The sequence below is a fragment of the Xanthomonas sp. PPL134 genome (assembly GCF_040595915.1).
Taxonomy (GTDB): domain Bacteria; phylum Pseudomonadota; class Gammaproteobacteria; order Xanthomonadales; family Xanthomonadaceae; genus Xanthomonas_A; species Xanthomonas_A indica.
This window is the reverse complement of record NZ_JAMDLL010000001.1, coordinates 599,394-612,024: the sequence shown is the minus strand read 5'-3', so window position 1 is coordinate 612,024 and position 12,631 is coordinate 599,394. Positions and strand designations below refer to the sequence as shown.

Genomic DNA, 12,631 nt, shown 5'->3' with positions numbered 1-12,631 from the left:
CGTGCTCTCTGAGGAAAGAGGAATCAGCGCGCGATGGTCTGGGTTCGCCAGATCTTCTTCTGCAACTGCAGGATGCCGTAGACCAGGGCCTCGGCGGTCGGCGGGCAGCCGGGGACGTAGACGTCCACCGGCACGATGCGGTCGCAACCGCGCACCACCGAATACGAGTAATGGTAGTAGCCGCCGCCGTTGGCGCAGCTGCCCATCGAGATGACCCACTTCGGGTCCGGCATCTGGTCGTAGACCTTGCGCAGCGCCGGGGCCATCTTGTTGACCAGGGTGCCGGCGACGATCATCACGTCGGACTGGCGCGGCGACGGGCGGAACACCACGCCGTAGCGGTCCAGGTCCAGGCGCGCGGCACCGGCGTGCATCATCTCGACCGCACAGCAGGCCAGGCCGAAGGTCATCGGCCACATCGAGCCGGTGCGCGCCCAGTTCAGCAGCGCATCGACGCTGGTGGTGACGTAACCCTTCTCCAGCAGCGGGTTCTCGCCTTCGGGACGCAGGATGTCGTCCACCCGCCCTTCCGGGATCGGGTTGGTCATCAGGCGATCCAGGGTCTGAATCACTCCCATTCCAGCGCTCCCTTCTTCCACACGTAGACAAAACCGAGGAACAACATGCCGACGAACAGGCCCATGGTGACCAGGGAGCGAGCGCCCAGGTCCATGAACACCTGCGTCCACGGCACGATGAAGATGATTTCCAGATCGAAGACGATGAACTGGATGGCGATCAGGTAGTAGCGCACGTCGAACTTCATGCGCGCGTCCTCGAAGGCCTCGAAGCCGCACTCGTAAGGCGAGAGCTTCTTCAGGTCAGGACGCCGGGGACCGAGGAACCGCCCCACCAGCATCAGCGCGACGCCGATACCGGTGGCCACGATCAGAAACAGCAGGGTCGGCAAATATTCGGCCAGCACTCGCGATTCTCTCTTGCCTGTGCCCGCGCGCGTGCCGCGCAGGCATGGGATAGACGATTCTCCGGACAAGGGCGTGACGCCCCTGCGCAGAAACCGTAGCCAAACAATGGTGCCCAAGAGGGGACTCGAACCCCTACGACCTAAGTCGCTACCACCTCAAGGTAGTGCGTCTACCAATTCCGCCACCTGGGCTTGCGTAAAACCTGCGCGGCAATCCCGCCGCGCAGCATATTGTAACCGTCTTCAGTCTTTCTGCGACGGGGCAGGCGACTTTTCTTGTGCTTTTTCCGGCGCCTGCTGGGCAGCCGGGGCGGCGGCGGGCGCCGCAGGGGCCGCCGACGGCGCCTGCGGCACCTGCAGCTCGCCGGCCGGCGCGGCCGGCGCCGGGGTGGCGGACTGCGACATCACGCCCAGATTGGCGTCGGCCGGACGCGCGCTGTGGCCGGCGTACCAGGCCATGAACAGGCTGATGGCGAAGAACACCACGGCCAGCCACTTGGTCGACTTGGACAGGAAGTTGGACGCGCCACGCGATCCGAACACGGTGCCGGACGCGCCGGCGCCGAACCCGGAACCCGCCGCCGCACCGGCGCCGCGCTGCATCAGGATCAGCGCGATCATCGCGATCGCCACCAGCACGTAGACCACATTGAGGATGACCATCAGCATTTCGAAATCCGTCCGGACAGTACGACTTGGGGGACCAACGGCCGCCATCGGCGGCCGTTCGCTCAACAGGCGGCCGCCGCTCGCACGATGGCCAGGAATTCCGCGGCGACCAGCGAGGCGCCGCCCACCAGCCCGCCATCGACGTCCGGCTGCGCGAACAGCTCGGCGGCGTTGTCGGGCTTGACGCTGCCGCCATACAGGATCGGCAACGAATCCGCGATTCTAGCATCGCGCGCTGCCACTTCGCCACGGATGAACGCATGCACGGCCTGCGCCTGCGCCGGGCTGGCGGTGCGGCCGGTGCCGATCGCCCAGACCGGCTCGTAGGCCACCACCGCCCGGGCGAAGCCCTCGGCGCCGACCAGGTCCAGCACCGGCGCCAACTGCGCGGCGATGACCGCCTCGGTGCGCCCGGCTTCGCGCTGTTCCAGTGTCTCGCCCACGCACAGGATCGGGACCAGCCCGGCATGCATGGCGGCGGCGAACTTGCGCGCGACCAGCTCACTGCTCTCCTGGTGGTACTGGCGGCGCTCCGAATGCCCGACCAGGCCGTAGTCGGCGCCCACGTCGACCAGCATCGCCGCCGACACCTCGCCGGTATAGGCGCCCTTCTCGTTGCTGCTGACGTCCTGCGCGCCGAAGCGCAGCATCCGGTCCTCGAAATTTTCGATCAGGTCGCCCAGGTACGGCAGCGGCGGCAGGATCACCACCTCCACGTCGTGACCGGCCTCGTGCAACCCGGCGACGATCTCCCGCACCAGCTCGGCGGCGAAGTGGCGGGTGCCATGCAATTTCCAGTTTCCGGCTACGATCTTGCGTCGCATCGGCGCATCTCCGGCGAAAAAGTGCCGAGAGGATAGCCGATGCGCCGCCAAGGGCAGGTATCGCCGCGCCCCGCCCGCCGCCCCGCCCTTCCCCGCCGCCCGCTCCACGCGCAGAGACCGCCATGACCCAGCTTCCCGGCTACGCCCTGATCACCGGCGCCTCCAGCGGCATCGGCCGCGAGATCGCCCGCGAATACGCCCGCCGCGGCGTCCCGCTGATCCTGACGGCGCGCCGCGAGGCACAACTGCAGGCGCTGGCCGCCGAGCTGCGGCCGCAGGTGCCGGTGGAGGTGCTGGTCGCCGACCTGGCCGACCCGGCGGCGCCGGCGGCGCTGGTGGCGGAGCTGGAACGGCGCGGGCTGGCGGTGCGGATCCTGGTCAATAACGCCGGCTACGGCGTGCCCGGCCGCTACATCGCCCAGGACTGGGCGGTGCACGCGGCGTTCCTGCAGGTGATGGTCGGCGCGGTGTGCGAACTGACCTGGCGGCTGCTGCCGTCGCTGCGCGCCAGCGGCCACGGCCGCATCCTCAACGTGGCCTCGTTCGCCGCCCTGGTGCCCGGTGCCGACGGCCACACCCTGTACGCGGCCGCGAAGAGCTTCATGCTGCGCTTCAGCGAATCGCTGGCCCTGGAGAACGCCGACCGCGGGGTCGGCGTGTGCGCGCTGTGCCCCGGCTTCACCTGGTCCGAGTTCCACGACGTCACCGGCACCCGCGAACAGATGGACGCCCTGCCGCGCTGGATCTGGCTGCAGACCGCGGCCGTGGCCCGCGCCGGCATCGACGGCGCCGAACGCGGCAAGGTGCGGGTGGTGCCGGGTGCGGTCTACCGCGCCCTGCTCGGCCTGACCGCGCTGTTGCCCAATGCCCTGCTGCTGCGCCTGATGGGGCGTGGCTCGCACCGGATCAGGTCGGTGGAATAGCCCGCGACCTGCCGGCCCGGCGAGCGCGGTTCGGGTATCGCGCCGCGCAACGCCGGCAGCGCGCCTGCCAGACCCGACGCGGCCTACTCGGGAATGGGTGACACGTCCTAGGGCTGGTTGACGATATCGCCGTGCAGCGGCGCCAGCCTGGCCAGCAACCGGTTCTGCACGCGGCGCGGGATGCCGCGCTGGTCCATCGCCCACACCAGGTCCTCGACCAGCGCGTTGAAGTCCGCCTCGTGGATCGGCAGATGCTGGTGCGCCTGCTTCATCGGCTTGGCGGTATCGGCGCACGGCCCGTCGCTGAGGTGGCAGAACTTCTGCACCAGGCGCTGGTCCAGCATCACGATGTTGATCCGGGCGAAGTGCTGGACGATGCGCGGGTCGTCGGCGATGCGCGACAGCAGCGTCTCCACCAGCGCCTCGATGCCGGGCTGGCCACCCAGGTCGGCGTACAGCGTGCGCGGCGGTCGCGGGGCGCTGGCGCAGCCGGCCAGCAGCGCGGCCGTCGCCAGCAGGATCGGGATCAGGACGCGCATCGGCCTGGCCATGTCAGAACGCCACCTGCAGGGAGAGATAGGGCCCACGCTGGTCGCGCAGGGTGGCGACGTCCCCGAGGTCGGCCCAGGCGCCGACCACGGACACGCGCTTGTTTGGAAACCATGCCACGAACGCATCCGCCCAGGCGTCCTCGCGGGCGAACCCGAGGTTGTCCGGTTTCTGCCGGTATTCCAGGCCCAGCACCCACGACGGGTCGAGCACCACCGCGACGCTGGCCTCGGCCACCAGCCGGTAGGCATTGCCGCGATCGCCGCCGAACCCGAGCAGTCCGGTCTGGTTGGCGCGGGTGGCGCGCAGGGTGCCGTTGACCAGCAACTGGTAGCCGCCGGCCGCGTCCAGCCACAGCTTGGCGGCGCTGAGATAGACGTCGGTGCCATGGTCGGCACGCGCGCCGACCGCCAACGGCAAGCTGCCGTCGCGCAGCCGCTTGTACTGCACCCCCAGCGCCACCTGCGGCGCGGCGCCGTAGACCAGGTCGCCGCCCAGCCGCAGCTTGGCGCCAATCACGTCCTGGCCGAGCGCATGCCACGGCAGCGCCAGGCGCCGCTGCAACGTGCCCAGGTCCAGGCGCTGCCGCGCCAGCGACAGCTCCAGGCGGTTGCCCAGGGTCAGCGCCGCCCCCTGCACGTCCAGCCGGTAATCGCCGCTGTCCACGTGCGTGGCGAACAGCACCGCGCCGTCCTGATCGCGCGTGCCGTAGCCGGACAAGGTCGCCCACGGCACGATGCCGCCACCGCCGCTGCCTTCCACGCTGGAGGCGCCGCCGGTGGCCAGCAGCCGCCCCTGCCCGGCCCACGCCAGCCCCGGCAGCAAGGCCGCGACCGCTAGCAGCGCGCATCGTGGAGATCGGGGTCGGGTCATCGGGACGTCTCCTCGATCGGGGCCGGCGTGGTCGCACCGTCCTCCGCGCGCCGCGCACACCAGGCCAGCAGCGCCGGCGCATCCAGCGGCGGCGCGTACAGATAGCCCTGCGCCATGTCGCAGCCGTAGCTGCGCAGCAAGGCCTCCGCGGCGGCGTGCTCGACGCCCTCGGCCACCACTTGCAAGCCCATGTGGTGGCCCAGGTCGATGGTACTGCGCACGATCACCGCGTCGTCGCTGCCCGCGGCCAATTGCAACACGAAGCTCTTGTCGATCTTCAGTTCGTGCACCGGCATGCGCTTGAGCTGCGCCAGCGACGAATAGCCGGTGCCGAAGTCGTCGATGGACAGGCGCACGCCGCAGCGGCGCAGCTGCTGCAGCATGTGCAGGGCGTGCTCGACGTCGCGCATCAGCGCGCTTTCGGTCAGTTCCAGGGTCAGCCGCGGCGCGGCCAGGCCGTGCCGCGCCAGGCAGCCGCTGACGAACGCCGGCAGGCCCGGATCGTTGAGGTCCAATGCCGACAGGTTCACCGCCAGGCCCAGATCCAGGCCCTGGCCGCGCCACTGCGCCTGCAGGCGCATCGCCTCGTCGAGCACGAACTGGGTGAGTTGCTGGATCGCGCCGGAGTGCTCGGCCAGCGCAATGAACTCATCCGGCCCGATCGGGCCGAGCAGCGGATGCTGCCAACGCAGCAACACCTCCACGTGTTCGACCACGCCGCGCGCCAGGCAGATCTTCGGCTGGAAACGCAGCGACATCTCGCCGCGCGCGATCGCCTGGCGCAGGTCGCCGGTCAGGCGCAGGCGGCGCAGGTGCTGCTCGTCCTGCCCGTCGCGGTACACCGATGCGCCGCCGCCGTGTTGTCGCGCCTGCTGGCGAGCGATGTCGGCGCGGCGCAGCAGGGTGTCGGCATCGGCGCCATGCGCGGGAATCAGCGCGATGCCGATGCTGGCGTCGGCCAGGATCCGCGCCTGCGGCAGGCTCAACGGGTGCCGCAGTTGCGCCAGCAGTTCCGCGGCATACGCCTCCACCGCGGCGGCATCGGTGTGCGCCAGCACTACCATGAACTCGTCGCTGCCAAGCCGGCCGACCCGGTCCGGCGCGCGCACCGCCTGTTCCAGCCGGCGCCCGGTATGGACCAGCACCTGATCGGCGAAATCGTGGCCGAAGCTGTCGTTGAGTTCCTTGAAGCGCTCCAGGTCCAGCACCAGCACCGCCGCGGTGCTGGCATCGGCCTGGCAGGCCTCGACCACGGCCTGCAGGTGCTGCAGCAGCGCCGTGCGGTTGGGCAGCCCGGTCAGCGCATCGTGCCGCGCCTGGTGCAGGATGTCCTGCTCGCGACTGGCGATGCGGCGCTGCATGGCGCCGAAGCTGCTGGCCAGTTCGGTCAGTTCGGCGCCGGCGTGCAGCGGCAGCAGCGTCTGGTAGTCGCCGTGCTGGATGCGCCGCGTCGCCGCGACCAGTTGCGCGACCGGGCGGCTGACCCCGCGCGCCAGGAAGATCGCCGCCACCAGCGCGGCCAGCGTGGCCACCCCGGCCAGGATCAGGATGCGCAGCTTCAGCAGGCGGTACGGCGCATCGGCGCGGTCCAGCGAGGCCTGCAGCGCGACCATGACCCGACCGTCGTCGGACGCCGGCCGCACCCGCAGCAGGTAGCGCGCCTGCCCCAGCTGCAGTGGCTGCGCCGCCGCCGGCGCCAGCGGCGTGCGCCGCAGCTGCTGCTGGAACTGCGCGGCACGCAGCGGATCCAGGGTCGAGGCCAGCACCTGCGGGGCGCCCTGGGTGGTGAAGAAGGTCGCGTCCAGCCCGGTGGTCCCGACGAAGTCCTGGCCGAGTTCGTCGCCGGATTCCCCGCCGATCGCGACCCAGCCGACCCGTTGCGGCGCCAGCACCTGCACCAGCGCCAGACGCATGAGGCGCCGGTCCAGCAGCACGATGCCGACCGCGCTGCCGTTGCGCTGCGCCTGCCGCAGCAGCGGCTGCACCGCACGCAGTTGCTGCGCCTGCGGCAGCGCCGACAGCCCGGCCAGGAACTGGCCATCGGCCGTCAGCAGCAGGGCGCTGGGCGCGCGCACCCGCGCGGCGTGATTGCGCAGCGCCGACTGCATGGTCGGCACGTCGCCGCTGGTCACCGCGGCACGGAAGCCGAAATCGTCGGCGAGCACCGAGGCGGCCTGCAACAACTGCTCGTCACGGCGCTGGTCGATGCGCTGCCACACGCGCTCGCCCGTGCGCAGTTCGTCGTCCAGTTGCGCGGCGACGCTGCGCTGGGTCGCCACGTGCACCGCCAGGAACGTCAGCGCCTGGGCCGCCAGCACCACCAGCACCAGCAGCGCGGCGATGCGGGTGTGCAACCGCCACGGCTTCATCGGGTCGGCGCCGTCTGGCTGCGGCGGAACTTGTCCTGCAGCGCGCGGATGCGCGGATCTTCCGGGACGACCGGCGCCGGTCCGTGCGTGGCCAACTGCACCGCCTGGCGCAGCGGCGCGCGCCCCACCTGCAGGGGCTGCGCGTAGCCGGCGCCGCTCAGGCGCGGATGCCACACCCGCAGTTCGTAGGCGCCGGGCGGCACCTCCAGCCGCACCTGCGCGTCGGCGCCGGTCACCGCGAAGTACGGGGTGTCCAGCACCACCACGTAGCCGACCATCCAGTCGTGGATGTTGCAGCCCACCGTGACCAGGCCTGCCTGCTCGAAGCGCACCGGCTTGGCGGTACTGCCCTGGTACAGCGGCAGTTCGAAGCGCTTGGCCGGCGAGAAGGAATAGACCTGGTGGCGGATCTGGTCGCTGTTGGGAAAGCGCACCCAGCTGCCGGCCTGCACCGCCAGCACCGCAGGCACGAACTGCGAGTTGACCTGGTCCATCGTCGCCGTCGCCGAGGCCGGCGCGGGCGGGCGCGCCGGCGCGGCCGGTTGCAGGCTGACCACGGCATCGGCCAGCGGACCGGCGGCGTCGGCCACCAGCACCGTGACCGGGGTGGCCGCGGCCGGCAACGCCGCCATGCCCAGTACCACTGCAAGCCAGCGGCGGCGGCCCTGCCGCCAGAACGATCCCGTCCGCCTTGTCATCGCACCCTCGCTACGGGCCCGGCTGGCAGCGCCCGGACCTCCCGGACGGCGCGTCGAGGGCGACCTGCAAGCGATATCGGCCGTGAACGGACCCGGCTTGAGGCCGGCCCTGCCGCCAGACGTCCCGGCTGCGGCACGCAGCGTTGCGGGCGCGGCTTACTTCAGCTTGATCTCGCGCAAGCGCTCTTCCAGATAGCCCTGCGCGGTGATCGGCTCGGGGTAGCGGCTGGGGTTGTCGGCGCCGACGCAAGACGGCAGCACGTCGATCACGAAATCCGGGTTCGGGTGCAGGAAGAACGGCACCGAGTAGCGCGGCTGGCGCGCCTGCTCGCCCGGCGGGTTGACCACGCGGTGGGTGGTCGAGGGATACACGTGGTTGGTCAGGCGCTGCAGCATGTCGCCGATGTTGACCACGATGGTGTCGGCGTCGGAGGTGAACGGCACCCACTCGCCCTGCTTGGACTTCACTTCCAGGCCGGCGGCGCTGGCGCCGACCAGCAGGGTGATCAGGTTGATGTCCTCGTGGGCGCCGGCGCGCACGTTGGGGATGTCGTCGGCGGTGATCGGCGGGTAGTGGATCGGGCGCAGGATCGAGTTGCCCGAGTCGGTCTTGTCGACGAAGTAGTGCTCGGGCAGGCCGATGTGCAGGGCCAGCGCCGACAGCACGCGCGCGCCGAGCTGGTCCAGCGCCTGGTACAGGCCGTAGCCGTGGGCGCGGAAGCCGGGCACTTCGCTCGGCCACAGGTTCGGCGGCATCACGGCGCGGTACGGGGAGTCGTCGGCGATCTCGCGGCCGATGTGCCAGAACTCCTTCAGGTCGAAGTGCTTGGAGTCCTTGGCGGTCTCCACGCCGAAGGCGGTATAGCCGCGCGCACCGCCGCTGCCCGGCAGGTGGTACGTGCGCTTGGTCTCCTCGGGCAGAGCGAAGAACGCCTTGAACACGTCGTAGGCGGCGTCGATCTGCGCCTGGGCGATGCCGTGGTTGCGGATGCCGGCGAAACCCCACTCGCGGTAGGCCGCGCCCAGCTCGGCGACGAACGCCTCGCGGTCGGTGTCGAAACGGGTGATGTCGAGGGTGGGAATGCGCGCAGTCATGGCAGGAACCGTCATCTCGTAAGAGGGAACAAACGCCGCGCTCAGCGCAGCAGGCGGTACAGCAGGTAGAACGTGATCGCCTTGGCGACGATCACGAAGAGGGCAATGGCGATCGACTCACGCCGCGTCACGGACCGCCTCGGCCAGCGCGTCCAGGGTCTGCCGCATCAGCGCGGCATCGTCGGCCTCGACCGTGACCCGCACCACCGGTTCGGTGCCGGAGGCGCGCAGGAAGGCGCGCCCGCGCCCCTGCACCGCCGCCTGCGCCGCGGCCAGCGCGGTCTTCACGGTGTCGGCCTCGAGTGGGCGCACGCCCGGCTGCAGGCGCACGTTGATCGTCTGCTGCGGCACCGTCTGCAGACCGGCCAGCGCCTGGCGCAGGGTCTGCCGCGAACGCTTGAGCACTTCCAGCACCTGCAGCGCGCTGACGATGGCGTCGCCGGTGGTGGCGCGGTCCAGGCACAGCATGTGCCCGGAGGCCTCGCCGCCGAGCACGCCGCCGTGCTCGACCAGCGCCTGGTGCACGTAGCGGTCGCCGACCTTGGCGCGCAGGAACGGCACCTGCAACGCGGCCAGCGCCCGCTCCAGGCCATAGTTGGTCATCAGCGTGCCGACCACCGGCCCATGCAGGCGGCCGCTGGCCTGCCAGCCGCAGGCCAGCACGTACAGCAGGCCATCGCCGTCGACCGGGTTGCCCTGGTCGTCGGCCATCAGCACGCGGTCGCCGTCGCCGTCGAAGGCGATGCCCAGGTGCGCGCCGTGCTCGCGCACGTTGGCGGCGAGGTTGTCGATGTGCATCGAGCCGACGCCGGCATTGATGTTGAGCCCGTCCGGCGCCGCGCCGATCGCGATCACTTCCGCGCCCAGCTCGCGGAACAGCAGCGGCGCGATGTGGTAGGTCGCGCCGTGCGCGCAGTCCAGCACCAATTTGAGCCCACGCAGATCGAAGCCGCGCGGCACGCTGGCCTTGCAGAACTCGATGTAACGGCCGATCGCCTCGCGCGCGCGCATCGCCTTGCCCAGGCGCTCGGATTCGACCGTGGCGAACGGCGCGTCCAGCGCGGCCTCGATCGCCTGCTCGGTGGCGTCGTCGAGCTTCTCGCCGTGGGCGGAAAAGAACTTGATGCCGTTGTCGTAGTGCGGGTTGTGCGAGGCGCTGATGACGATGCCAGCGTCGGCACCGAGGGTTAGGGTCAGGAACGCCACCGCCGGGGTCGGCATCGGCCCGAGCAACTGCACGTTGGCGCCGGCCGCCACCAGCCCGGCCTCCAGCGCCGACTCGAACATGTAGCCGGAGATGCGCGTGTCCTTGCCGATCACCACGGTGGGCCGCGCGGTGCCGCCGGCGACCAGCACGCGGCCCAGCGCATTGCCCAGGCGCATCACGAAATCGGCGGAAATCGCCCCCTGCCCGACCCGGCCACGGATGCCGTCGGTGCCGAAGTATTTGCGTTGGCTCATGCGCTGGGGAATCGGGAATGGAGAATCGGGAATCGGGAACAGCCGGAGACGTCAAGGAATCGCGACAAACGCGGGCTTGCCGCGCGACGCACCGCACGCGCGACACCACGATTCCCCATTCCCGATTCCCGATTCCCGGCCCTCATGCCGCCTCGCTCTTCGCCGGGGCCGGCTGGCGCATCATCATCGCCAGCAGGTCGGACAGGCGGTCGCGCAGTTCGCGGCGGTCGCAGATCTGGTCGATGGCGCCATGCTCGAGCAGGAACTCCGAACGCTGGAAGCCCTCCGGCAGGGTCTCGCGCACGGTCTGCTCGATCACGCGTGGGCCGGCGAAGCCGATCAGCGCGTACGGCTCGGCGATGTTGATGTCGCCGAGCATGGCGAAACTGGCCGACACGCCACCGGTGGTGGGATGGGTCAGCACCGACACGTACGGCAGGCCGGCCTCGCGCAGGCGGCCGAGCGCGGCCGAGGTCTTGGCCATCTGCATCAGCGAGAACAGGCCCTCCTGCATGCGCGCGCCGCCGCTGGCGGAGAAGCACACGAACGGCGCGCCGATCTTCAGCGCGGTCTCCGCGGCCAGGGCGAAACGCTCGCCGACCACCGAGCCCATCGAGCCGCCCATGAAGGCGAAATCGAACGAGGCCGCGACCAGCGGCTGGCCCTTGAGCAGGCCCTGCATCGCCACCAGCGCGTCGTATTCGCCGGTGCTCTTCTGCGAGGCCTTGATGCGCTCGCCGTACTTCTTCTGGTCCTTGAACTTCAGCGCGTCGGTCGGGCCCAGGCGCGCGCCGATCTCGGTCGGCGCGGTGTCGGCGTCGAACAGCGCGGCCAGGCGCGCGCGCGCGCGGATCGCCATGTGGTGGCCGCACTTCGGGCACACCTCCAGGTTCTCCTCCAGCTCCGGCCGGTACAGCACGGCGCTGCAATTGGGGCACTTCTCCCACAAGCCTTCGGGAACGCTGCGCTTCTTGCTGGGCGTGCTGTCGGTGCGAATGCCCGAAGGCATCAATTTGCTGAGCCAACTCATGCGATGTGACGATCCATTGGGCGGCCGCGAGAGCCGCAGAGGGGCGACAGTCTAACTCGGTCCCCCGGTGGGCTGCAGACGGTGGCGCATGGAGCCGCCAGGCCGGCCGGCAGCTGCACAGGCGCTGCCAGGACGCCTGCTGCGGCTGGCGCGGCGTGGGAAGCGTGGCATCGCCGCCGCCATTCCACTTCGCCAACAATCGGGCCGGGCCAGCGGCGCGCGTCCCATCCGGTCGGCAATGCATGTGCACCGATGGTTCGCCCGCGCAGTGTTTGCGGCATCGCCGCAAACGCGAACGCCCGCGCATGGCGGGCGTTCGCGTACACACCGGGCGTGGCTCAGCCCGCGTCCAGCGCCTGCCGCAGCGGGGTCAGGAACGCCAGGGCGGCGTCGCGTGCGGCCTGCGGGCTGCTGGCCTCGGCCAGCGCCGCGACCAGGGCGCTGCCCACCACGACGCCGTCGGCATCGGTGGCCATGGCCTTGGCGCTGGCGGCGTCCTTGATGCCGAAGCCGGCCACCACCGGCACCGGGCAGCGCGCGCGCAACTGGCGCAGGCGATCGCCGGCGGCACGCGTATCCAGCCGGTCGGCGCCGGTCACGCCGGCGAAGCTGACGTAGTACAGGTAGCCGCGCGCTGCATCGCACAACAGGGCGATGCGCGCGTCGCTGGTGGTCGGCGAGGCCAGCACGATCAGGTCCAATCCCGCCTCGGCGAAGATTGCCAGGGTCTCGGCCGATTCCTCCGGCGGCAGGTCGACCAGCAGCACGCCGTCCACGCCGGCCGCCACCGCTTCCTCGGCGAAGCGCGCGGTGCCGTGGATCTCCACCGGGTTGAGGTAGCCCATCAGCACCATCGGCGTGGTCGCGTCGTCGCGGCGGAACGCACTGACCGTCTCCAGCACGTAGCGCAGGCCGGCGCCGCGAGCCAGCGCGCGCTCGGAACTGCGCTGGATGGTCGGGCCGTCGGCCATCGGGTCGGAGAACGGCACGCCCAGTTCGATCACGTCGGCGCCGGCCTCGACCAGCGCGTGCATCGCCGGCACGGTCGCCTCCAGCGACGGATCGCCGGCGGTGAGGAAGGGAATCAGGGCCTTGCGGCGTTGGGAATCGAGTCGGGCAAAGGTATCGGCGAGGCGGTTCATGGGGGACCTATGCACCCCTCTCCCGCAGGGAGAGGGGTGGGGTGAAAGTTAAGAGGCGAAGCGGTGCGGAGTT

At 70.7% G+C, this 12,631-nt stretch carries 13 protein-coding genes and 1 tRNA gene; 1 reads left to right on the top strand and 13 read right to left on the bottom strand.

The annotated features are described in order from the left end of the window. Nucleotides 1–23 precede the first annotated feature (23 nt). The 5 genes from M3U25_RS02715 to tpiA all read right to left on the bottom strand — a co-directional run bounded on the left by M3U25_RS02715 (nt 24) and on the right by tpiA (nt 2,418). Nucleotides 24–578, bottom strand: coding sequence for an NADH-quinone oxidoreductase subunit B (locus M3U25_RS02715; RefSeq protein ID WP_010343006.1), 555 nt, complete (start codon nt 576–578; stop codon nt 24–26). Further along, nucleotides 569–925 (bottom strand): NADH-quinone oxidoreductase subunit A, encoded by a 357-nt coding sequence (locus M3U25_RS02710; protein WP_010343005.1) that lies wholly within the window; start codon nt 923–925, stop codon nt 569–571. Before M3U25_RS02710 ends, M3U25_RS02715 begins: the two co-directional genes overlap by 10 nt. A 107-nt stretch (nt 926–1,032) precedes the next feature. Then, nucleotides 1,033–1,117: transfer RNA gene (locus tag M3U25_RS02705), tRNA-Leu, on the bottom strand. A gap of 51 nt (nt 1,118–1,168) precedes the next feature. Continuing rightward, on the bottom strand, nt 1,169–1,594 hold the full coding sequence (gene secG, locus M3U25_RS02700; RefSeq protein WP_160947100.1) for a preprotein translocase subunit SecG: 426 nt from the start codon (nt 1,592–1,594) through the stop codon (nt 1,169–1,171). Nucleotides 1,595–1,656: 62 nt separating this feature from the next. Beyond that, nucleotides 1,657–2,418 (bottom strand): triose-phosphate isomerase, encoded by a 762-nt coding sequence (gene tpiA, locus M3U25_RS02695; RefSeq protein WP_160947101.1) that lies wholly within the window; start codon nt 2,416–2,418, stop codon nt 1,657–1,659. A gap of 122 nt (nt 2,419–2,540) precedes the next feature. Between tpiA and M3U25_RS02690 the strand changes: the two genes are divergently transcribed. Next, nucleotides 2,541–3,341, top strand: a complete 801-nt coding sequence (locus tag M3U25_RS02690) for an SDR family NAD(P)-dependent oxidoreductase (protein WP_355495085.1) — start codon at nt 2,541–2,543, stop codon at nt 3,339–3,341. Nucleotides 3,342–3,448: 107 nt separating this feature from the next. Here the strand turns inward: M3U25_RS02690 and M3U25_RS02685 are convergent, their stop codons facing one another. From M3U25_RS02685 to trpA, 8 genes are all read right to left on the bottom strand, one after another. After that, a complete protein-coding gene (locus tag M3U25_RS02685; protein ID WP_355495088.1) occupies nt 3,449–3,892 on the bottom strand; it encodes a group 1 truncated hemoglobin in 444 nt (147 codons plus the stop codon). A gap of 1 nt (nt 3,893) precedes the next feature. Further along, entirely contained in the window at nt 3,894–4,763 is an 870-nt protein-coding gene (locus M3U25_RS02680; RefSeq protein ID WP_355495091.1) for a DUF3034 family protein, read from the bottom strand. After that, complete coding sequence (locus M3U25_RS02675) at nt 4,760–7,132, bottom strand: EAL domain-containing protein (protein ID WP_355495094.1); 2,373 nt, start codon at nt 7,130–7,132, stop codon at nt 4,760–4,762. The genes M3U25_RS02680 and M3U25_RS02675 overlap by 4 nt, the downstream gene beginning before the upstream one ends. After that, entirely contained in the window at nt 7,129–7,764 is a 636-nt protein-coding gene (locus tag M3U25_RS02670; RefSeq protein WP_355495097.1) for a methylamine utilization protein, read from the bottom strand. The genes M3U25_RS02675 and M3U25_RS02670 overlap by 4 nt, the downstream gene beginning before the upstream one ends. 222 nt (nt 7,765–7,986) lie before the next feature. Then, complete coding sequence (locus tag M3U25_RS02665; RefSeq protein WP_355495100.1) at nt 7,987–8,925, bottom strand: 2-oxoglutarate and iron-dependent oxygenase domain-containing protein; 939 nt, start codon at nt 8,923–8,925, stop codon at nt 7,987–7,989. A gap of 117 nt (nt 8,926–9,042) precedes the next feature. Further along, complete coding sequence (glmM, locus tag M3U25_RS02660; protein WP_355495103.1) at nt 9,043–10,386, bottom strand: phosphoglucosamine mutase; 1,344 nt, start codon at nt 10,384–10,386, stop codon at nt 9,043–9,045. A 142-nt stretch (nt 10,387–10,528) separates the two neighbouring features. Next, nucleotides 10,529–11,416: an acetyl-CoA carboxylase, carboxyltransferase subunit beta gene (gene accD, locus M3U25_RS02655; RefSeq protein ID WP_355495106.1), complete on the bottom strand. Its 888-nt coding sequence runs from the start codon at nt 11,414–11,416 to the stop codon at nt 10,529–10,531. Nucleotides 11,417–11,754: 338 nt separating this feature from the next. Continuing rightward, nucleotides 11,755–12,558 (bottom strand): tryptophan synthase subunit alpha, encoded by an 804-nt coding sequence (gene trpA / locus M3U25_RS02650; protein WP_355495108.1) that lies wholly within the window; start codon nt 12,556–12,558, stop codon nt 11,755–11,757. Nucleotides 12,559–12,631: the final 73 nt, after the last annotated feature.